We start from the raw sequence: 21,106 nt of genomic DNA, 5'->3' as shown, positions 1-21,106 counted from the left end.
GTCATAAATAAATTCTCATTTACATTTTATTCATTTCTTTCATGGATATGTAACTGGTTGAATTGGTTACATACGAGGAGTACTCTTTATTGAGTTCCTCTGCTTTTTCTTTAGAACCTGCAACCTCTATAAAGGCTTTCCACCATTTAATGCCATCTTCGGTACGCTTCCACTCCAGATCTGCTGGTCCGTTTTTGAGGTGCCAGATAAACATAGCATCATATTCCCCGGACATCATCCAATAAATTTTTGGCCCTTCACTCATGGACTTTTTACCGGCTTCCTTGAACATATCCAATATTTCATTGACACGTTTAAATGTTCCGGCCTGGTATTTAACCATAACTACTTCGTGCCAGGTTACATCTTTCCATTTTTCGGGTTTGGGTGGTTCATCCTGAGAGTACGCGAGAGAGAGGGTAAACATGAAGACTAATGAGAGAACGATAGTTTTCATGATGAAAGATTTTAATTAATAATGTGTTAAAATTAGGAATAAAAATTATCTTAAAAAAGAATAAATAAAAATAAGGCGTGTGAAATACTGTTTGGATATATGTTAAGCAGCTTAAATAAAGCTTTAGAGTAAGTAAATAAAAAAAAGGACGGCGGGAGCCATCCTTTTTACCACAACATTAATTAACTAAATTACCAATACCTATGAAAAAAACCTCACTGCAAAGATAAGTCGAAAATATGTTATAAAACAAGCTTTTGATGTTAAAAATATGTTACAAAACATATAATTATGCTAAAATAATCAATAAATTCAGACATATTGAACCGTAATGTGCAGTATTACAGGTTTTTATGAGGACAAAGAATTGCGTAAAAAAATTATAAAAGTTGCTACTTTTTTTAATTAGGTTCATTGTTTTAATAATGAGCGAAAATTTTGTCCGAAAAAATGGATTTTCAATTGAATTTGTAATTATTCTGTTTTAACTAATCTTCCCGTTCATGTTTTTAGGATCGGCATATTTAAGCGGCTCTTCTGTTGCAGGGCTTTAATAATTCTTATCTTTGAGGAAATTTTTTTAAAGCATGAATTTGGCACAATTCCCTTCGGCATTGTTGGAAGAGGCAGTGAATGAGTTTGCACAGTTACCCGGAATAGGCCGGAAAACTGCGTTGCGGCTTGTGCTATTTCTGCTTAAGCGTGATTCAGAACAGGTTAAGGCTTTTAGCCATGCCATGATCCGGTTAAAAGATGAAGTTTGTTACTGCAAACACTGTCATAATATTTCGGATACTGAAGTGTGTGGCATCTGTGCACATCCAAAGAGAGACCATTCTATCGTTTGTGTGGTGGAAAACATAAAGGATGTAATGGCCATTGAAAATACGATGCAGTATTTTGGCGTTTATCATGTGCTGGGTGGTATCATATCTCCGGTTGACGGTATAGGTCCGAATGATATAGAATTGGGGTCATTGTTACAAAGGGTAGAGGAAGGGAGTATTAGCGAGTTAATTCTGGCTTTACCAACCACAATGGAAGGGGATACGACCAATTTTTACATCTACAAAAAGTTGAAAGAAACTGGCGTAAAGATAACAACACTGGCCAGAGGAGTCTCAATAGGTGACGAACTGGAATATACTGATGAGGTTACTCTGGGACGTTCTTTAAAGAACAGGACCCTTTTTGAAGATAATTTTAACTGAAACATATCAACCAAAGATAATGAATGAGATTGTAGAATTTACAAGCACTGACATAAAACCTCTAAGACGTTTTTTTAATCTGTTGTGGCTGATTCTTCTCGGATATACGGCAGTATTGCTTTTGACAGTCTTTGACGGAACTGCAATTTTCGTTAGTCCCGTGAGTGATTATATCAAAACGGCGGTTACAATTTTATTGCTGGCAACAATTCCTGCGGTTTTTGGGTGGTATACCATGAAGGTAAGGAAATTTAAAGTCGTGGAAGGGAAAGAAGAAAAACTTAAAAATTATAAAAAAGTTTGGAAGATTAGGGCTTTGGTTGTTTTTATTGTGCTTGTATTTGTTGTTACTGCATATATATTAATTATAGATAAGTCTATGGCGTTTATGGTAGCCATTGCAGCATTTGTTTTTATGTACTGTCGTCCATCGGCAAATACATTAAAGAATGAATTAAACGATTTTCCAAAACTGTAAGTATGCTGATTGCTGTTGATTTTGACGGAACCATTGTTGAACACGATTATCCTGCCATAGGTAAGGAGATCCCGTTTGCCATTGAAACCTTGAAAAAGTTGCAGGAAGAGGGGCATGATCTGGTATTGTGGACCTACAGGGCAGGAAAGGAGCTGGATGAAGCAGTGGACTACTGCAAAAGCGAGGGATTAGAATTTTATGCTGTCAATGCAGCTTATCCGGGTGATGAAGTGGATGCATATAACAGTCGGAAAATATTAGCAGATATTTATATTGACGACCGTAATGTTGGCGGCCTTCCGGACTGGGGTGTTATTTACCAGCTCATTACAGGTAAAGGTGAGATGGATTTTGAAATGCGTCAGGCTGTCGAGCGTAAAAACTGGCTCATCCGTTTGGGAGAAAAAATGGAGCGTTTAAAGGGTGATGTAAATACTGAAAGAGAACAATAATAAAGATTCATCCGTTAGATAAATCTATAAAAACAAAAATACGTGAAGCTCTCCGTAATCATTGTGAACTACAACGCCAGATATTTTCTGGATCTTTGTCTTCAGTCTGTAAAAAGGGCAATGCAGGGCATCGATACGGAAGTTATAGTGGTAGATAATGCGTCAACAGACACATCTGTGAGCATGGTTAAGGAGAAATTTCCCTGGGTAAACCTGATCGAAAATAAGGAGAATTGCGGCTTTTCAAAGGCCAACAACATTGCCATAAAGAAAGCGAAGGGACAGTTTGTTTTGCTTCAGAATCCTGATACCATTGTGGCTGAAGATACGTATGAACAATGTTTGCTGTACCTGGATGAAAATGATTATGTGGGAGCACTCGGAATTCGTATGGTTGATGGGAGTGGTGAGTACCTGAGGGAATCGAAACGCGGCTTGCCAACACCGATGACAGCTATTTTCAGGGCTGCCGGATTGTCATATATCTTTCCAAAATCAAAAATATTTGCGCGCTATTATGTAGGGCATCTTGTAAATAACCGGAATGCAGAAGTGCCTATTCTGGCCGGAGCTTTTATGATGATCCGAAAAACTGCACTCGACACCTGTGGATTGCTGGACGAGGATTATTTCATGTATGGAGAAGATATTGACCTTTCGTACCGGATTGACAGAGGAGGTTTTACCAACAGCTATTTTGGCCTGGCTTCCATTATTCATTTTAAAGGAGAAAGTACCAGCAAGCAAAGCGATAAATATCTGAACAGCTTTTTTGGCGCTATGGAGATTTTTTATCAGAAACATTTTTCAGGTAGTATGTCAGTCTGGATCAACGGTTTGATTCATTGGGGCATTAAAACAAAAAAAGTTCTGAAAAAACTGATTATCCGGCGTTCAGAACCGGTTAGTTCCGAATTGCCGAAGAGTCTGGTTATATGTGGCGGGAGCCCCGGAGAAATTGAATTAATAAAAAATACATTTTCAAAAGATCATACTTTTGAAGAAGTGCAATCTGTTGATGGATTAAAACTTAAGGATGAAGGGAAAGGCATCATATTTTCACCTCGTCTGGCCTATAAGGATGTGATCAACTGGGTATCGAACAATGCTACCAAAGCTAAATTCTTTTTCATGTCGGGCGACAGAAGTTTTATTCTTGATAGTCCGAATAAAGATTTCCCAGGGAAAGTATGGCAGTTAAAAGATACTGAATCATAAAGGCAAATACACTTTTGCCAGCATTTCGTTGTATTCGTCTTCGCAATTACTCATATGAGTAATGCCGCCACCGCTACGGTAATACATTTTCCCGTCGTTGTCTTCTATAAACCGGATCATTACAGAACTAACCAGTTCTTCTCCTGTAAAGATTCCCATAACGCCCGTGTAATATCCTCGCGGACCAAATTCAGCTTTTCTGATAATGTCAACCGTCTGTCTCTTTGGTGCGCCACTCACTGAGCCCGCGGGAAGCATCGGGAGCAATATATCACCAACATTGTCTTTCCAGTCTAAAGGCAGCTTCCCCGTTATTTCAGAACTGATCTGCAGAAGGTCGTGCGTCCAGGTATTTATTTCATCCACATAGCGGTATTTTGTAACGGTAACTTCACTGGCAACCATACTCAAATCGTTTCGGATAAGGTCTACAATGGTAGCATGTTCAGCTTCTTCTTTTTTATTGCTCATGATCCGGTGCAACGCGTCAGGGACCTTCGCATCAATGGTTCCTTTCATGGGGTGGGAATGAATGTAGCCATCCTTAACCGTTACAAAGATTTCCGGCGAAAAGACCACAAAGTTACGGTTCATCCATAACCTGAATTTTTGCCTGTTTTTAAAAAAGATATTCCTCAGACTGATATCTGTTGAAACAGCAGTTGCCATTGTAAGGTTGCACAGATAGGAATTTCCGTATTCCAGATTCTGCATCACAATATCGAAAGCACTTCTGTATTTTTCATACGAAATCGGTGCTCTGTGGAATGAGTGATTAGGCTTAACCTTTACTTCATCAGGATAATTTTTAATGCCATCAAAATTATACAGGAGCTGGTTTTTGTCTATCTCGTCAAGATAAAACATGACGGGCTTTTCAAGTTCAAAATCCAAAATAAACAGGAAAGGAGCTGTTCGACCCATCTCATTCATTTTCGATCTTATCTCATCGTACTTTCGAAACATGCCGTAAAATTATATAAAAAGATTAATTTTGTACGGATTAGACTAACTAACATCATCCATGTTTATAGTAAATATCACATTTAACGCTTCAATTCAGGTATTTGAAACCTGGAGAAAATATGTGACAAAGTATTTTATTCCCCAGTCCATGAAAGATGGTGGATTTTCTGAGTACAAAATTATAAAGGTTCTTGTGGATGAGGAAATGGGCGCACAAACATACAGTGTTCAGTTCATGTCAGAGAATCCTATTAAAGTTGATAATTACCTCAGAGAAATTTTCCCCGATTTTCAGGATGAACTTATTCATACATTTGGGGAGCAGGTAGTTGTATTTGCCACTCCTTTAAAAGAGACAACACTGGATTAATTGAACAGCGAAGAACGCATCATATTAGGCATTGATCCCGGAACCACCATCATGGGATACGGCATTATTAAGGTAAACGGCCGAAAAGCGGAATGTCTCACACTTGGTGTACTCGACCTAAAAAAGCTTTCGGATCATTATGTAAAACTCAGGCGCATTTTTGAACGTACGGTTCAGCTAATTGACCAGTATAAACCCGATGAGCTTGCTATTGAGGCCCCTTTTTATGGGAAGAACGTACAAAGTATGCTCAAGCTTGGCCGGGCCCAGGGGGTGGCTATGGCAGCCGCATTATCGCGCGATATACCAATTTTTGAGTATGCTCCTTTGAAAATTAAAATGGCACTTACAGGGAACGGTAAAGCCAGCAAGGAACAGGTAGCCTATATGGTAAAAAACTATCTTAGTCTCACCGATGTGCCTGAATACCTTGATGCGACAGATGGCCTGGCAGCTGCGGTTTGTCACTTTTTTCAGAATCAGGGGTTAAAAAAGGACAAGTCCTATAACAGCTGGAAAGACTTCATGAATAAAAACCCGAACCGGGTTAAAAAGTAGCTGGTAAATAAAGACATAGTCCCGATAATTTTTGGATCAAGACACATGATTCTTGTTTGTAACAATATCAACAGGTGAGTGTGTGGCTTAAACCCGCGCTCTCATGAAAATTTAAAAGGCGTTATTTTACAACGGATCACGCAGTACCGGCATACTCATACAACGTGCACCGCCGCCACCTCGGGCAAGTTCACTGCCTTCGAGCGCTACCATACATTTCTTATAATCCGTTGGATACTGACTGCTTGAAATTACTTTGTCGGCACTCAGGATTTCAAAACCATCATTGCTCAGTTCTTCCATTGTATAGGAGTTTCTGGCATAACCGATAACTTTCCCCGGGGCCAAGGCAAAGAAGTTGGCCCCACTGTGCCACTGTTCACGCTCCATGATCCATGAGTTTTTCCGTCCTCCGCAGTACAGTGGTTTAAGGTCAAAATCGATGGAATTCAATGCGGAAACCAGGTTTTCTACGGTTTCTATTTTTTTGGAACCATCCGGATCTATTTTTATATGGATAGTCTGGTATTTATTGCGCTTCAGGATCAACGGTTCATATACCATACACCTGTCTTCATCTAAAAAGGTAAATGCCATATCAAGATGGATAAAAGATTCTGGACTATCCGGTAGCTCCTGAACAATAACATGCCATGTGCGGTCTTTTGATGCCGTCAGCTGACTGATCAGGTTATCCACACCTGTTGTGGAAGTTCGCTTTCCGATACCGATCACCAGAACATTATCGGAAGCTATAAGGACGTCACCGCCTTCAATATTCATACAGTAATTCGGGGTAATGCCTTTGGCAGAATTAACGACCCGTGCTGAAAAGGAATGGTTAAAAATGGAGTTCATGATATGCGTTTCACGTTCACGAACCTTATTGGCCATTTTAGAGATTAGCACATTGTTCCAGATACTCACGGAAGCATCGCGGGTGAAAAAGAAATTGTGTAGTGGCTGCAATGCAAATTTCTCTTTACTCAGGTAGTTTGTCAGGCTGTTATCTTTTAACGGTAATCCTTCAATCAGCGTGTTGCATAAATTTTCCGGGGTCATATCCAGTAATTCATCGCGGTACTGAGGTGCCCGTTCTGCAGTGAGAATATCATTAACAAGATCCTTTCTTATGGCATCTTCCTGCAAAAGGTCGCATAGCAAATCTTTTACGTAATATACGTCGGTCACATGATTCAGTACATCTTCGAACTGCTTGTATTCTTCGTTAACCACAGAAAGGTTCAGAATGTCACTGTATAAAGCACGTTGTGCATTTTCAGGCGTCATGTTTTCCACTTCATGACCCGGCTTATGAAGGATAACCCCGCGTAATTTCCCAATTTCAGAGTTGACGTTTATTGTCAGGCGTTTGTTCATTTGCATTTAATTTTTGATTTTGTTCTAAGATCCGAAACATCAGATGCAAGCATAAGTTTTGTCTGTGATCCTGAGTATTGTTATTGTTTTGTGTGTCTAATAAATCGGCTATCAAATATACGGAAAAGGCAAGATATAAATGCTAAATTTAATCATGTCATAATCCGGATTTATACCAGCACCAAAGTTTAAAACGTATAGGCTAGATGAAAGCCCTGTGACTGAGGTGTGAAAACCGGAATAAAACTAAGATTGGCTGATTGATAACTTTTTACGATCATTTTTCCAATAACGGTTCCAACCACGGCGCCGAAGAAAACATCAGAAGGCCAGTGTTTCCCGTCATGGATTCTTGATAACCCTGTAAGCGTAGCACTTGTATATGCGATGATCGGAATTGCTTTATGATCCTTGTACATTTCTGCAATTACAGATGCTACACCAAATACCGTGGCGGTATGCCCTGACCAGAACGAGCGACCTCCAAAAGGACCATTCCATACATTTGGGTTCAACGGATCGGTATGATAGGGTCTGACGCGACCTGCCAGTGTTTTGGGGATCAACGTAAAAACACCTGTTATCAGATAACTCTCTGCAGCAAGGACAGCAGTTGTTACAGGCTTTTCCTTATGAAATGCCAGTCCGTAACCGGCCATTCCGGCCAGCAATGCAAATGTGGCATAGTTACCCTGTGGCTCAAGAAAATATTTGGATGTAAATTCTGTAAATGGTGTTTTGTTTCGGTTGATGAAGGTATAAATCGGTTCATCAAGTTTGTAAATTGTAACGCCTGTTGCCAGAATAACACCTGCTTTTAGGAACTGACTTTTATTCCATTGAAACGGTGAGGCAAAGATTTGCCCCAAATCAGAAAGTGATTTACGATAAATATTCAGGGGAGAGTGAAGGTCATTGAGCCGGAATGATAAGCTATTATTCAAACAAACGTCTGCCTTTACATTAACTGTGGTGTCATTACGTGTTGGATCTTCGGAAAGTACATTAACAGAAAACCAGAGTAATACGATAGCTAAAATTCCTCTTGTCATAGTCAGCAAAATTGTGGCTTAAAAGTATGGAATATATCATTTAAAACAAATCAAATACCGCATGAACCGGATTGATTTACAATAAATTCAAGGTTTATATAGTCGGTTTTCGTTGTGATAAAAATCATGGAATTGACCGTTTTTTTGTGAGAATTCTCATTTTTTCAAGGTCATATCGTGCCGTATTTTAGCCTATGCTAAATCATAAAAGCAATGATAAACAAACTCATAGCAAATATAATTCCATGGTTTCCGAAACCATTTATATGGCAATTTTCTAAAAAATACGTGGCAGGTGAAACACTTGAAACAGCTATGCAGGTTTCCCGGGAATTAAATGAAAAAGGCATGATGGTAACCATTGATATGCTGGGAGAGTTTATCAAAAATATGAATGAGGCCAGGGACCATGAAACATCGTATTACGGTATTATTGACGCAATAACGACCAATAAGATTAAAGGTGGTGTTTCATTGAAACCAACATTCTTCGGACTTACTATTGATAAGGAGGAGAGCTATACGCTTATCCGCAATGTCGTCAAATATGCCGCAGAACGATCATGTTTTGTCCGGATTGATATGGAAGATTCTGAATGTACAACGGATGAAATTGAATTATTCAGAAAACTTAAGGCCGAGTTTCCCAAAGATGTAGGACTGGTAGTGCAGGCTTATCTGAAGCGTACCACAAATGATGTTCTGGCATTACAGGATATACAGATGAACGGCACGCCGTTAAATTTTCGGTTGTGTAAGGGCATTTATGTTGAACCGGAAAAAATAGCCTATAAGGACTACCAAAGGGTCCGCGATAATTATCTGGCATTGCTGGAACAAATGATTAAGGCTGGTAATTATGTTGCCATTGCAACTCACGACCGTTACCTGGTAGAAGGTGCGATTAATCTGATTGACAAATATAAGCTTCCCAAAACAGCGTATGAATTTCAGATGCTGTATGGTGTGACACCAAATTTAAGGGACGAAATTGTGGCTAACGGAAACCGAATGCGGATCTATGTTCCGTATGGTCAGGATTGGTTTGGCTATTGTACCCGGCGCCTGAAAGAAAATCCCAAAATGACAAGCGACATCATAAAAGGGATTTTTGTAAAAGGGTAGTAAAAAATACAGGCACAAGATCCAGGACACAAGAATCAAGATACATTTTTCACTGTTCATTATTCATTTAATGTCACCCGTAATTGCTGATCTGGCCGATGTGTTTCTAATGAATTCTGTCTAAAATATTCTGCAGCGCATCCGGATTATTTTCGAATAGTGTGCCGATTACAGCAATATCAGCTCCGGCATTAAACAGGGATGTAAGCTGATCCGCTGTTTTTATGCCTCCGCCAACTATTAAAGGAAGATCTACTGTTGATTTTACTTTTTTTACCAATTCGGGAGATGCCGTATGTGTGGCTCCACTTCCGGTTTCCAGATAGATCATTTTCAATCCGAGGTATTTCCCAGCAAGGGCAGTAGCCACAATAATATCGTGTTGTTCCGAAGGGATCGGATTCGTATTACTGATATAGGAAACAGCAGTTTTTTTACCGCCATTTAATACAATGTACCCGGTAGGTATAGGTTCCAGGCCATACTCCATGATGCGGGGTGCGGCCAGTACGTGGTTGCCGATGAGATATTCAGGATTTCTGCCAGAGATAAGGCTGAGCATTAGCATGGCATCGGCGTTGGCAGAAAGCTGGGTGACGTCTCCCGGGAAAAGTATAACCGGAATGCTGACCATTTCTTTTATACGGGCAATCACATCTCCGATATGCTTGAATGTGAAGCTGCCTCCCACAAAGATCAGATCGATCCGTTTTTCATGACACTGCAGCGCATTAAGCTGTTCCCCTGAGAATTTGTCAGGATCAACCAGCACTGCAACCTGCTTTTTGCCGGCTTTTATTTTATCATTTATCAGTTCAAATATCATTATTATTAACTCCCCAAACCAGTACGATATCTTCAAATATTTTATAGGACAGAGCAATGTCTGCTTCCTGATCTTCTTTTTTAATGGCAGTTTTTAACGTGCCTGAATCCGTGATGTTTTCCGATTCAATAGAAAGGTTAGTTTTAAAGTTGATGCCTTGTCGGATACACATTTTAAACAGTGCTTCTTTGGCACTCCATAAGAGAGTCAGCAACTTATCGTCGTTTCCTGCCAGTTCCAGTTCTTTTATGCTCAGGAATTTCGATTTTACCCTTCCGGCACGCGGAGATATCATTTCCACATCCATACCGGGCTGTCCTTCTTCGGTCAGCATAACTGCAATATACCCTTCGCAGTGAGAAATACTGATTTGATTTCCTGTATTTAAAACAGGCCGGCCAGACTCTTCATAAAGCAGTGGCTCCCTTTTGCCAGTCATCACACGAAGTAAAAAGCGCGCAGCAGCATACTCTAGCTTCCTTCTGTCACTTTGCAGACTAAGGAACAGTTCAACTTCACTTGGGAAAAGAATAATCCGTTCCAGAAAATACTGGACCGGCTCTTCTATCTTCCAGAGCGTCAGATTTATATGGTCGTCCTTATGTTTGAAACAAAGAGCCATCAGTTTTCCCAGTTAAGGGTTTCTATCAGATGAAGCACGTCCTGTCTCACGTAATTTATGACAGGATTCAGACTGTCGCGGTCCGGTACCGCATTAAAATAGAGTGAGCCCAGTAAAAAATTATTGGTACTGTCGGTAGCAAAAAACTGCACTGCTGATGCGGCATTTCCCCCGATATCGTACAACATGCCGTATACATTTTTATCGGCGAATCCAAAAACTGATTCATCAATGGATGTAGCTAATACAGCATGCTTGTACGCAAAACGCCTTGCATCCTCGGTCAGAGGTTGCAGGCTGGTATCATTCAAAGTAAAATAAGTCAGATAGATTCGTCCTTTCCACTCCGGATAATTGATGTTGAGCCATGTACCGGATCCTTTCTTTTTAGGATCAGTGACTGATGCATAATCCGATGATTCAAATGAAAAGAGCGTAGGAACTGTAGTTTCCTTGTACACATGATCCGAAGGAACATCGATCCTAAGAATCCCCCTTTGACGTGGAACAGGATTATCCTTGCAGGACGCCATTACTGTCAAAAGTAAAAGAATAAAAATACTAATCTTCGTTCTTTTCATCCTCTTCCTCCAGTTCAATATAGACCCTGATTTTTTTGATTCTCCTGTCATCAGCTGACAATATTTTAAACCTGCAGTGTGCAATACTTATTTCTTCATTTTTATCAGGGATCTCACCTCTTACTTCCAGGATCAGACCCGCCAGCGTATCGGCTTCACCACGAACATCTTCAAAATAACTTTCATCGACACCTGTAATCTTAAAGAAATCATTCAGCAGTGTTTTAGCTTCAAAAATATACGACCCGTCACTTTCCTGGGTGAATGATGTTTCATCTTCATCGTATTCGTCACTGATCTCACCCACTATCTCTTCCAGAATATCTTCCAGTGTTACCAGTCCGGAAGTACCACCGTATTCATCAATAACGATGGCCATGTGTATTTTATTGGTCTGAAATTCCTCCAGCAAATCGTTTATTTTTTTGGTTTCCGGAACAAAATAGGGCGCCCGGATCAGTGACTGCCAACGGAAATTTTCATTTTTACTTAAGTGAGGCAGCAGGTCCTTGATGTATAGGATCCCCTTTATTTTATCCGGAGAATTATGATATACCGGAATACGGGAGAAACCTGATTCCACAATTACTGCCAGTACCTTATTATAGTTGCTTTTTATATCCAGATCAATCATATCGATCCGGGAAGTCATGATTTCTTCTACCGATATATTCCCGAATTTTATTATGCCTTCCAGCATTTCCTTATCTTCCGTCAGTTCTTCAGAGGTAAGCTCAAGAACAGAAGACAGATCATCCATAGAGATATTTCCTGACTTACGCGCCATGCGTTTATTGACAAAATTTGTTGAATTTACCAGAAAGGAGACAAAAGGGCCGAATCCTTTTTCGGTATACCTGAGAGGAAGAGCCATAAACCTTGCCATCTTCATGCCATGTTTGGTGGCGTAGATTTTGGGCATAATCTCTCCAAACAATAACAGTAAAAAGGTGATGACCACTACCTCGAGTATAAATCCAAGGATGGGTGCCGATGAAAAATCGAACACTCTGTTGCTAAAGTAGGAGAGCAGAATAACGATGCCTACGTTTATAAAATTATTGGCGATAAGTATGGTTGCCAGCAATCGGTCCTGCAGTTTCAGAAAATCAAGAATCTGCCTGTTCTTTGAATCTGTATCAGTTACTCTCAGCTTTTCAATATCTCTTGGTTCAAGTGAAAAAAAAGCTACTTCAGAACCCGAAATGAGTGCTGACATGCCAAGAAGAACAATGGATAGCAAAAGACTAATAACAGCGCTGACTGTCAGCGGGTGCAGATGAATGGTTCCCGTAAGTAGTAAAATTGAATGGCAACTAAAAGGGTCTGGTTCCAACGGTTATCAATTTAAATTCAACATATGCCCTTAAACATTAAAAGGGCAAATCATCTTCAGAGGAATCGTCTGCCTCGAAAGGCTGGGAATTTTCCTGCTGAGAAGAATTTCCGGCTGTCTGTTTGGCCTGTGCCGGTGCAGATGTTGATCCTGAGTCTGTGGCAGGATTATCAGCCTTACGACCCAGAAGCTGAATGGTATCTGCTACAATCTCAGTCGTATATTTCTTTACACCGTTCTGATCGTCATACGAACGGGTACGTAATTTACCTTCTATGTAAAGTTGGGTTCCTTTAACAATATAGCTTTCCGCCAGCTTTGCCAGTCCACGCCAGGCTACAATATTGTGCCATTCGGTGGAATCAGGTACCTGTGTACCGTCTCTCCTTGTAAAACCGCGTTCGGTAGTAGCCAGTGAAAATGATGCAACAGCAAGGTCCTGATCGATGTATCTGATATCAGGGTCTTTACCCACGTTTCCTACAAGAATAACTTTATTAACTGACATAATCTGAGGTTTAAAATGATTGGTTGTAAAAATACGTATTTTTTAATGGCTTTGAAATTTTTTAAAGTTTAAAAAACGTTATTGAGGGTTTTAGCGAGAGTACAGGAGGAAGTCGCAATGGCAATCCAGAGTGAGTTGAATAGAATTCATGACCTTACCTGATTGCTTCATGACCCTCCCAAGGATATATCAAACCTGCAAGTTTCATGTTTACTTCCCTCCCTAATACTGACGCTTCGGTCAGTACCATGGAGGGTGCCTTGACATGTGATTTTTATTGGGACGCGATTGAATCAAATTTACTTGTCTTTGCTGTCCCTCGTTGTCACGAAATGGAGTGCAGTGATAGAGAGGGTTGTCTTGCGATTGACGAAGAGGTAATGTGGACTGGGGTGAGTCAAATAAAATTCATGACCCTCCCTGGTTTCATTCAAACCTGCAAGCCTCGAATTTACTGCCCTCCCTAAAACCGATTTTCAATCGCGCCCAGGGAAGGTGCCTTGACATGTGATTTTTATTGGGACGCGATTGAATTAAATTTGCTTGTCTAATCTGTCCCTCGTTGTCACGTAGTGGAGCGCAGTGATAGAGAGGGTTTTCTTGCGATTGACGGAGAGGTAATGTGGACTGGGGTGAGTCAAATAAAATCTATGACCCTCCCTGGATCTTTTCAAACCTGCAAGCTTCGTATTTACTACCCTCCCTAAACACTCTCTTCGGTCATGTTCATGGAGGGTGCCTTGACATGTGATTTTTATTGGGACGCGGGAAATAATTTGCCTGAAGGGCAAACAGCAATTCAGCCCATGGCGCAGCCATGGGTTTATAAGTCATGTAAATCCGAAGCCGCGCATTGCAGTTAATATATAGAAGATCGTTCTTGTCGGCTTTTTGAAGGATGTTGAAATTAATGTTTCATGACCCACCCTGGCTTTTGTCAAACCTGCAAGTTCAGTCTTCCCTTTAAGGAATCGAAGAGTAGTAGGCGTAGGTCTGAATTCTTAATGTAGGTTCAAATAAACGGAATTATAAATTCTGAATAAAGCACCCTTGTAACAACCAGGGATCAGTTCTAATTCTTAAGTAATATCCTCGTAGTGGTTTTTCCACTGAAAAATTTAATATGTGCCAGGTACATTCCCGTATCCAGATTATCAAGATTAATTGTATTGGTTTGACTGAGATCAAAAACACGGACCTGTTTGCCATTCAGCTTAGTCAGCGTGACTGAAAGAATCCGTTCGGGTGCCTGGATATTCAACGCATTTTGTGCCGGATTAGGGTAGAGGCATACATTTTCAGTTCCGGGTTGGATTGTATTGGTGCTTGTTGCTTTTAAAGCCGGTTGTATAATCATGTTCCTGGTGACCTTCAGTTTCAGGGTCAGGGTATTGCTGTAATACACTCCGTTAATTTCCCAGTGATCGAAGGTATCCGCCAACGCAGAATCAATTGTAAGCTTCACTTCAGATCCCATTTCATAAAGTCCTTCAAATGTATTTCCGCTGAATGGTTTCCCATTGATATAAAGCGCGAGAGGATGAAGAGAATCATTTTTTAAAGCTAATTCAAAGAGTTGGTAGTCTGCCATAAATTCACGGTACTGTTGTGTGACGAAGTCTGCCCTTTTTTCAGCAAAATAATTCATGCGGTTAATATCGTTTTCCCAGGTTGCATAATCCATGTTCCAACGACCGGCATGCCATTGCATTTCATCCGCAATTGATGCTGCTGTGGCTGTGATCACAGATTGCACATGTGATGCAGAAAACCGGGTATTCAGTTCATAAAAGAGACGGTCGGTGAACTGTTCCCGGAATGTCCGGATCTTCATCAGCTTCATAAACAGCAAAACGGTGTTGGACGTATTGATATCCGGATCATCATATATGGACTGAAGTTTTGTAAACAGGTTGTTGCCTTCGCCGCCCGGACGGAAGGCAAAGCCGAAGTCGGTATCGTACAAAATCCAGCGCCACCGGCCATCCGAAGAACGTTCCCGCCAGTAGCGTACATTGTTGACGGGCCAGTCGGTGTTTCCACTATAGATCTCCGCCACCATGTACCTGATAAACTCATCCACATCCATTTGCTGCTCTAGGTTTTGCCAGTTCAGGGAATCATTTAGGTCAGATGATTTAACCAGACCGATCAGTTGAGTAATGTTGATGGTATCACCATGTTTCACTTCATCCAGATTTTCCAGCATGTCGATGTTATCCGGATCTGTACCGTGATTTTCAGCCGTATAGTGCTCGTTAAGCTTCTCCCGCATGTTGTACAGACCCCAGTATGCTCCGTTCAGATAGACGGTCACGGGTTCGTAAGCCTGGTAATCAACACCCGAATCATCTTCTATGAGACGGCTCATCAGACCATCGCGCATCATGGAATGTCCGTTATCATTGCCTGAGTTTCGTAAAATGAATGCTTCAAATTTTCCAATGGTTTTGGATGTAAAGAACGGATATTTAAAATTCTTATCGCCGTATTTTTTACGGGCATACAGCGCAAAGGATTTTTGCGGAAAGTTCCGGCTGCAGTTGCCGTGGATTTTCAGGCCTGCATTGGCTTTATACGGAAGAGAGCCATCCGGTGCAAAATATTCAAAGAACGCCGCCCTTTCCCAATCCTGACAAAAATTTCGTTTGATCTGGTTATTGCAATACCCCGTGATGCCGTTTTTGCCGACCACATAAATTCCGGTGGAATCGCCGAACAGATCTTCCGGATCAGCAGAAAGAGAAAGGATCGGAATCGTATGGTGCCTGCCGGTAAACAGATAGGAGTTGGTTGTAACTGAAGAATGCATTCCTTCGGTACTTACTGTAACAGACTTCAAAATTACAGTACTGTCAATAGTTAAAGGCGAGGTGTAAAGTTTGTCTGTTTCATCGGGTTTTGATCCGTCTGTGGTATAATAAATGGTTCCTCCCGGATCGGTGGAAGTCAGACTGACGCTTACCGGTTCGGCGTAGATTCCCCCATTGACAGAGCATACCACGGTTTGGGTAGATGTGGTAAAGCTCCACAAGGCAAATAGGAAAGTTGATATGAGAAATTTAAGTTTCACTGCATGAAATGATGAAATTTGATTTTGATCTCTTACTCTTTGCCGGAGATTTTCTTTTAAATTGGCCATCCCGGAGGGATGTAATATCGGTAAACTGATGTCGAACAGAACACATTGAAGTCCCTTTGGGGACGCAATACACAGGGATTATTTTCATTTTAAATTGAAAAAAACTTTTTTAAAACGCCATTGCAACCCTCCTGACGGAGCACCCTGAATAAGGTCGTTAATCCGGCCCGTAAGCAGCAGTTTTACCGCAGTCATTGTTAGGCTTTACTGCAGAGGATCGCAATGACGTAAAAGTTATCCGTTATTTTTCTTAACCATCAGAATACATCTCCCCTGCGTTCAGGGGAGATGTAAGGGACCCTTAGCTTGTATACAGATTGTCAGGATGATGTGTTATTCCGTTTTAACTAATCTGCCGGTCTCGGTGAATTCCGCTGTTTTAACCTTGTAAAGGTACATGCCTGCACTCAGGTCATTCAGTGGTAACTGTAAATCATGATCACCTGCAACCACTGCTGATTTTGTAGTTGTATAGACCATTTGTCCCTGTAAATCGTATATGCTGACCCGGACATCCGACGATCTGTCCAGACTGTAGTTCAATGCAACGGTATTGCTGAACGGATTCGGATAGATGACTGTGCGCATCCCTGTCTCATATTGCAGATCCTGAACCGGAGTAGAACCGCCTTCTTCCGATTTTCCGAGGATGGCCCAACCGATGTTGTTCTCTTCATGAACCTCGGTCAGTACATTCTGCGGATCGATGTAGGCATAAATGCGTGGGAATGATGCCAGTCCGGCCGGCACTTTCCATTTCATGCTGACTGTTTTAAAGGATTGCTCAGTGATAAGATCGTCAGTGTAAAACAGCGATTCTCCGTTGATATCTTTAATCAGCTGACCGCCATTCATCGGATCACCCACATAAAAGCTCACCGGAATTTTTCCAGCAGTAGGATACGGACTGAAATCGTTGATAACTGCTTTTACGGTAATTACATCACCGGCTTTCGGGTCAGACGGAGAGAAGGTAATGGATTTAGTCCGTGTGCGTTTGGTTTCATCTTCAAGCTTAAGTCCTTTTTCAGGATCAAGGCGCCATGGCAATATGAATGCAGGATCAGGAATGTCGTAGTTGGAGCTCCACCAGGTATCTGTTCCTCCCGGTTCGGGCATGATGGGGCGTGCTGCATAGTCAACAACAAGCGCACCATTTTTAGACCAGTAAATATATGGTGTTACATTATAACCGGTTTCACCGATGGAACGGTTCACGCCACCAAGATGGACAGTAATGTCCAGGGCCTTTCCCACAGATACCGAATGCGTGCTCAGATCATTGCGATCATAACTGGCTGTACCACTTAGCTCAATACCCCAGTTACTGATGCTGCCTCCGACTTCCACACCCACCTCGCGTTCTTCGACTACTTCATCGTTGAAGGTGTTACTCAGGTTCACAGAAAAGGTGACATCGGTGTTGCCGTCAAGATCATAACTGTCACTTCCGTATGAACCGCGTACTTTGTCTTCACCGTCGGGATTGATCAGATCTTTATATGGTGTGTAGGACAGGATGTTGCCCACTTCGTGTTTGGGGATGTATCCGGATGCGCTCTGTTCCTTACTCGGGAACCAACGGTTTTCTGTCAGTTTTGGTTTCAGTGTAATGATATTGCCGGTGGGTTTATTCTGCACATTGTAAACCACATATTCCCATATTTCGTAATCACATACGGTGGCATAGATCTGGTCATCGTAGGTAGCCGTAACGGACTGTGTGATCATTACCGTCTGTGAACTTCCTGTAGTTTTCTCAAAATGCTTACCGTATTTGCCTTCCACATAACCTTCTACTCCGGCGCCAAAAATTTTGCCTCCGGCTTTTGCTTTGGCACTGACAGCCCAACTTTGTTGCACTGTGGTGCTTACAGCCACTTCGGTGGATGAGGAGGTCGTGTAATTGGCATAACTTTCACAGCCATCTCCTTCGTGACAATTGTTCACATCGTACGGTATTTCATCGAACATATCGAAATGGGTGGGCGGTGCATTAAGGATCACCAAAGGCTGAACCACATCTGTTTTGGTATATTTTTTACCCGGACCGATCCGGAACATGTCCCCATCGAAATCTCCCACTGCCAGGTAGGCTGATCCAGGATTTTTACCCCACAGGTTCAGATAGTGTTCCACGATCATGGTCGGATTGTTATTTTCATCCACCTTGTAGACTGACAACACAAAATCGCTGGAAATATCGTGCAGTAATACGATTTCTTTTCCATCGGCTGTATTGTTATTGATCTCTGCAATGTTCACGTATCTGGCTACATTTCCCCAGATATAATCCAGATAAGTGGTGGTGAACATCAGTGAAGTGTCATTGTCAAGATGCAGAATCTGGCATTCGGTTCCGGTGGTTACAATTTCATCTTTCCCGTTACCGCTTAAATCACCGGAAACCATATTCAGTTTCATACCATTCCAGTTTTGTTCCATGTAAAACATATTTTTTACATCGTACATGATGACCTCAAACGGATCATCGAAATCTGTTTCCGGATCATCACCCACCTTGGCAGGAAACACATACAATGCGCCTGGTTCATTGTAAACAGAAAGGCCTGCAGCCACCTCCTGAATGGAATCGCCGTCGAAGTCACCTGAAGTGACATCCACTGTCATATCGATCTCGTTGTCGACATAGTTTTTTGTAACAGCCGTATCCAGTAGCTGCCGGGCATGGGGCGTTACCATCAGATCGGGATCAGCCATGAATGAGTAAATCTTCAGATATAATCCGGGCCTGGGATCTTCTGAATAAAACAGGGAAAGCAATTCGGAGTTCCCATCCATATTCAGATCTGCCAGTTTGCTGCTGAGCATTTCGGAATTCATGTTCATGCTGAGCTTTTCATCCGAAAATGTGAGCAGTAATTCCGGTTCATACATGGCATTAATTGTATAGACAGAATTGACGATGTTATTATCCTTATCAGCATAGGTGATCACAAACTCTGCTTTGCCATCACCATCCAGATCACCGGATGAGGTGTAGATATGATTTTTAAAATCATCACCCAGATTACTCACCGGTCCCTCGTTCAATGTACCGGTAACTACGGTGTCGTACTTAAGACCTGTAAGACCGGGCAGTGCATAGTGAATGGTATCGCCTTCACCGTGACTGAACACGATATACTCAATATCGCCGTCACCATCAAAATCACCTTCCGTACCGGTGATAATGGCGTTCCCCAGGTTATCCATCACATTAGAGGTGTCCCCTTCATTAAGGCGCAGATTAACATCACTAATCAGCTCGTAGTCATCTTTCAGGCGGTACGCACTGTGCGTGAATGTAATGCCTTTACCATTGTTATTGTACCCGCTGTTTTCCCAAATAACAGCCATTTCGCTCTTACCTATAAATCCGTCTGTAGGTGTGATGGGTCCCTGAGCACTCGAGGTTCCCTCGGCCATAAATCCCAGACAGATGAACAATGTTGTAAAACGTAGAAAATTTTTCATGATATTTTATTTTTAACGACCTCTTACAAATTTAGAATGAGATTAAATAAATGGGTTGATCGTATGTTGCATTGTGTTGTAATTATGTTGCAATTTGGTTTAATGCACTGCATTTACAGCGAGGGGAAGTGGTTTTTTTTTGACCCTCCCTGGATCTTTTCAAACCTGCAAGCCTCGTATTTACTGCCCTCCCTAAACCCTCTCTTCGGTCGTGTTCATGGAGGGTGATCGGACAAGTGGTTTTTGTTGGGATGTGCTAGACTCAAATTTGCTGGTATAAACTGTCCCTCTTTGTCACGGAATGCAGTGCAGTGATAGAGAGGGTTGTCTTGCGATTGACGGAGAGGTAATGTGAATTGGGGTGAGTCAAATATATAATTCCTGACCCTCCCTGGTTTCTTTCAAACCTGCAAGTTTCGAATTTACTGCCCTCCCTAAACACTCTCTTCAGTCGTGTCCATGGAGGGTGATCGGACAAGTGATTTTCATTGGGATGCAGGAAATATTTTGCCTGAAGGGCAAACCGCAATTCAGCCCATGGCGCAGCCATGGGTTTATAAGTCATGTAAATCCGAAGCCGCGCAGAGCAGTTGAAAAATTGAAGATCGTTTATGTCGGCTTTTTGTAGCATGTTGAAATTAATATTTCATGACCCTCCCTGGATCTTTTCAAACCTGCAAGCCTCGTATTTACTGCCCTCCCTAAACACTCTCTTCAGTCGTGTCCATGGAGGGTGATCGGACAAGTGATTTTCATTGGGATGCAGGAAATATTTTGCCTGAAGGGCAAACCGCAATTCAGCCCATGGCGCAGCCATGGGTTTATAAGTCATGTAAATCCGAAGCCGCGCAGAGCAGTTGAAAAATTGAAGATCGTTTATGTCGGCTTTTTGTAGCATGTTGAAATTAATATTTCATGACCCTCCCTGGATCTTTTCAAACCTGCAAGTTTCGTATTTACTGCCCTCCCTAAACCCTCTCTTCGGTCGTGTCCATGGAGGGTGATCGGACAAGTGATTTTCGTTGGGATGCGATTGAATCAAATTCGCTGGTCTAAACTGTCCCTCTTTGTCACGAAATGCAGTGCAGTGAAAGAGAGGGTTGTCTTGCGATTGACGGAGAGGTAATGTGAACTGGGGTGAGTCAAATATATAATTCCTGACCCTCCCTGGATCTTTTCAAACCTGCAAGTTTCGAATTTACTGCCCTCCCTAAACTCTCTCTTCGGTCGTGTTCATGGAGGGTGATCGGACAAGTGATTTTCGTTGGGATGCGATTGAATCAAATTTACTGGTCTAAACGGTCCCTCTTTGTCACGGAATGTAGTGTAGTGATAGAGAGGGTTGTC

Annotated in this window: 19 protein-coding genes; 7 read left to right on the top strand and 12 right to left on the bottom strand. The window is 41.7% G+C overall.

The genetic code is table 11. From position 1 onward, the window contains the following. Positions 1-19: 19 nt before the first annotated feature. Positions 20-457 (bottom strand): hypothetical protein, encoded by a 438-nt coding sequence (locus ACE1ET_RS19340; RefSeq protein ID WP_375730075.1) that lies wholly within the window; start codon positions 455-457, stop codon positions 20-22. 587 nt (positions 458-1,044) lie between these two features. Between ACE1ET_RS19340 and recR the strand changes: the two genes are divergently transcribed. From recR to ACE1ET_RS19320, 4 genes are read left to right on the top strand one after another with little or no spacing between them, the layout of a single operon-like run. Continuing rightward, positions 1,045-1,668, top strand: a complete 624-nt coding sequence (gene recR, locus ACE1ET_RS19335) for a recombination mediator RecR (protein ID WP_375730074.1) — start codon at positions 1,045-1,047, stop codon at positions 1,666-1,668. Between the two features lie 19 nt (positions 1,669-1,687). Then, on the top strand, positions 1,688-2,146 hold the full coding sequence (locus ACE1ET_RS19330; RefSeq protein ID WP_375730073.1) for a hypothetical protein: 459 nt from the start codon (positions 1,688-1,690) through the stop codon (positions 2,144-2,146). 2 nt (positions 2,147-2,148) lie between these two features. Continuing rightward, positions 2,149-2,598, top strand: a complete 450-nt coding sequence (locus ACE1ET_RS19325; protein WP_375730072.1) for a BT0820 family HAD-type phosphatase — start codon at positions 2,149-2,151, stop codon at positions 2,596-2,598. A gap of 42 nt (positions 2,599-2,640) precedes the next feature. Further along, complete coding sequence (locus tag ACE1ET_RS19320; RefSeq protein WP_375730071.1) at positions 2,641-3,816, top strand: glycosyltransferase family 2 protein; 1,176 nt, start codon at positions 2,641-2,643, stop codon at positions 3,814-3,816. Here ACE1ET_RS19320 and ACE1ET_RS19315 read toward each other — a convergent pair. Continuing rightward, positions 3,811-4,782, bottom strand: coding sequence for an aminodeoxychorismate synthase component I (locus ACE1ET_RS19315; RefSeq protein WP_375730070.1), 972 nt, complete (start codon positions 4,780-4,782; stop codon positions 3,811-3,813). The two genes, ACE1ET_RS19320 and ACE1ET_RS19315, sit on opposite strands and share 6 nt — an antisense overlap. Positions 4,783-4,840: 58 nt before the next feature. Here ACE1ET_RS19315 and ACE1ET_RS19310 point away from each other — a divergent pair, with 58 nt between their 5' ends. Both ACE1ET_RS19310 and ruvC read left to right on the top strand, forming a co-directional pair. Beyond that, a complete protein-coding gene (locus tag ACE1ET_RS19310; protein ID WP_375730069.1) occupies positions 4,841-5,152 on the top strand; it encodes a DUF4286 family protein in 312 nt (103 codons plus the stop codon). Next, the gene (gene ruvC / locus ACE1ET_RS19305; RefSeq protein WP_375730068.1) at positions 5,153-5,710 is read left to right on the top strand and encodes a crossover junction endodeoxyribonuclease RuvC; all 558 of its coding nucleotides are present in this window, start codon (positions 5,153-5,155) and stop codon (positions 5,708-5,710) included. It abuts the gene before it with no gap. A 126-nt stretch (positions 5,711-5,836) separates the two neighbouring features. On the opposite strand, the gene ACE1ET_RS19300 is transcribed toward ruvC, so the two are convergent. Together ACE1ET_RS19300 and ACE1ET_RS19295 are read right to left on the bottom strand one after the other, a co-directional pair. Continuing rightward, a complete protein-coding gene (locus tag ACE1ET_RS19300) occupies positions 5,837-7,090 on the bottom strand; it encodes an arginine deiminase (RefSeq protein ID WP_375730067.1) in 1,254 nt (417 codons plus the stop codon). 188 nt (positions 7,091-7,278) lie between these two features. Beyond that, positions 7,279-8,142, bottom strand: a complete 864-nt coding sequence (locus tag ACE1ET_RS19295; RefSeq protein ID WP_375730066.1) for a phosphatase PAP2 family protein — start codon at positions 8,140-8,142, stop codon at positions 7,279-7,281. Positions 8,143-8,355: 213 nt separating this feature from the next. On the opposite strand from ACE1ET_RS19295, the gene ACE1ET_RS19290 reads away from it, so the two are divergent. Further along, positions 8,356-9,267 (top strand): proline dehydrogenase family protein, encoded by a 912-nt coding sequence (locus ACE1ET_RS19290; protein ID WP_375730065.1) that lies wholly within the window; start codon positions 8,356-8,358, stop codon positions 9,265-9,267. A 106-nt stretch (positions 9,268-9,373) separates the two neighbouring features. Here ACE1ET_RS19290 and ACE1ET_RS19285 read toward each other — a convergent pair whose 3' ends face one another. The 8 genes from ACE1ET_RS19285 to ACE1ET_RS19250 all read right to left on the bottom strand — a co-directional run bounded on the left by ACE1ET_RS19285 (position 9,374) and on the right by ACE1ET_RS19250 (position 20,657). After that, positions 9,374-10,093 (bottom strand): phosphoglycerol geranylgeranyltransferase, encoded by a 720-nt coding sequence (locus ACE1ET_RS19285; RefSeq protein WP_375730064.1) that lies wholly within the window; start codon positions 10,091-10,093, stop codon positions 9,374-9,376. Next, complete coding sequence (locus ACE1ET_RS19280; protein ID WP_375730063.1) at positions 10,083-10,715, bottom strand: 4'-phosphopantetheinyl transferase superfamily protein; 633 nt, start codon at positions 10,713-10,715, stop codon at positions 10,083-10,085. Before ACE1ET_RS19280 ends, ACE1ET_RS19285 begins: the two co-directional genes overlap by 11 nt. Then, complete coding sequence (gldD, locus tag ACE1ET_RS19275; RefSeq protein ID WP_375730062.1) at positions 10,715-11,296, bottom strand: gliding motility lipoprotein GldD; 582 nt, start codon at positions 11,294-11,296, stop codon at positions 10,715-10,717. The genes ACE1ET_RS19280 and gldD overlap by 1 nt, the downstream gene beginning before the upstream one ends. Then, complete coding sequence (gene gldE / locus ACE1ET_RS19270) at positions 11,277-12,632, bottom strand: gliding motility-associated protein GldE (protein WP_375730061.1); 1,356 nt, start codon at positions 12,630-12,632, stop codon at positions 11,277-11,279. Before gldE ends, gldD begins: the two co-directional genes overlap by 20 nt. A 37-nt stretch (positions 12,633-12,669) precedes the next feature. Beyond that, positions 12,670-13,140, bottom strand: a complete 471-nt coding sequence (locus ACE1ET_RS19265; RefSeq protein ID WP_375730060.1) for a single-stranded DNA-binding protein — start codon at positions 13,138-13,140, stop codon at positions 12,670-12,672. A gap of 1,072 nt (positions 13,141-14,212) precedes the next feature. Further along, positions 14,213-16,282 (bottom strand): CotH kinase family protein, encoded by a 2,070-nt coding sequence (locus ACE1ET_RS19260; protein WP_375730059.1) that lies wholly within the window; start codon positions 16,280-16,282, stop codon positions 14,213-14,215. A 333-nt stretch (positions 16,283-16,615) separates the two neighbouring features. Further along, complete coding sequence (locus tag ACE1ET_RS19255) at positions 16,616-19,759, bottom strand: T9SS type A sorting domain-containing protein (RefSeq protein ID WP_375730058.1); 3,144 nt, start codon at positions 19,757-19,759, stop codon at positions 16,616-16,618. Between the two features lie 646 nt (positions 19,760-20,405). Then, positions 20,406-20,657, bottom strand: a complete 252-nt coding sequence (locus ACE1ET_RS19250) for a hypothetical protein (RefSeq protein WP_375730057.1) — start codon at positions 20,655-20,657, stop codon at positions 20,406-20,408. Positions 20,658-21,106 lie beyond the last annotated feature (449 nt).

It is taken from the genome of Quyinboa mangrovi, assembly GCF_042219825.1.
Lineage (GTDB): Bacteria > Bacteroidota > Bacteroidia > Bacteroidales > UBA5342 > JBHJHP01.
Note: the sequence above shows the minus strand (reverse complement) of the source record. Positions and strands in the feature narration are given on the sequence as shown.

What these genes read in the sequence shown, in the direction of transcription:
- ACE1ET_RS19280 (WP_375730063.1), bottom strand. Translation starts at nt 10,715, where the DNA reads ATGGCTCTTTGTTTCAAACATAAGGACGACCATATAAATCTGACGCTC.
- ACE1ET_RS19265 (WP_375730060.1), bottom strand. Translation starts at nt 13,140, where the DNA reads ATGTCAGTTAATAAAGTTATTCTTGTAGGAAACGTGGGTAAAGACCCT.
- ACE1ET_RS19290 (WP_375730065.1), top strand. Translation starts at nt 8,356, where the DNA reads ATGATAAACAAACTCATAGCAAATATAATTCCATGGTTTCCGAAACCA.
- recR (WP_375730074.1), top strand. Translation starts at nt 1,045, where the DNA reads ATGAATTTGGCACAATTCCCTTCGGCATTGTTGGAAGAGGCAGTGAAT.
- ACE1ET_RS19340 (WP_375730075.1), bottom strand. Translation starts at nt 457, where the DNA reads ATGAAAACTATCGTTCTCTCATTAGTCTTCATGTTTACCCTCTCTCTC.
- ACE1ET_RS19330 (WP_375730073.1), top strand. Translation starts at nt 1,688, where the DNA reads ATGAATGAGATTGTAGAATTTACAAGCACTGACATAAAACCTCTAAGA.
- ACE1ET_RS19325 (WP_375730072.1), top strand. Translation starts at nt 2,149, where the DNA reads ATGCTGATTGCTGTTGATTTTGACGGAACCATTGTTGAACACGATTAT.
- ACE1ET_RS19255 (WP_375730058.1), bottom strand. Translation starts at nt 19,759, where the DNA reads ATGAAAAATTTTCTACGTTTTACAACATTGTTCATCTGTCTGGGATTT.
- ACE1ET_RS19285 (WP_375730064.1), bottom strand. Translation starts at nt 10,093, where the DNA reads ATGATATTTGAACTGATAAATGATAAAATAAAAGCCGGCAAAAAGCAG.
- ACE1ET_RS19310 (WP_375730069.1), top strand. Translation starts at nt 4,841, where the DNA reads ATGTTTATAGTAAATATCACATTTAACGCTTCAATTCAGGTATTTGAA.
- ACE1ET_RS19250 (WP_375730057.1), bottom strand. Translation starts at nt 20,657, where the DNA reads ATGCTACAAAAAGCCGACATAAACGATCTTCAATTTTTCAACTGCTCT.
- ACE1ET_RS19260 (WP_375730059.1), bottom strand. Translation starts at nt 16,282, where the DNA reads ATGGCCAATTTAAAAGAAAATCTCCGGCAAAGAGTAAGAGATCAAAAT.
- ACE1ET_RS19295 (WP_375730066.1), bottom strand. Translation starts at nt 8,142, where the DNA reads ATGACAAGAGGAATTTTAGCTATCGTATTACTCTGGTTTTCTGTTAAT.
- ACE1ET_RS19315 (WP_375730070.1), bottom strand. Translation starts at nt 4,782, where the DNA reads ATGTTTCGAAAGTACGATGAGATAAGATCGAAAATGAATGAGATGGGT.
- gldD (WP_375730062.1), bottom strand. Translation starts at nt 11,296, where the DNA reads ATGAAAAGAACGAAGATTAGTATTTTTATTCTTTTACTTTTGACAGTA.
- ACE1ET_RS19300 (WP_375730067.1), bottom strand. Translation starts at nt 7,090, where the DNA reads ATGAACAAACGCCTGACAATAAACGTCAACTCTGAAATTGGGAAATTA.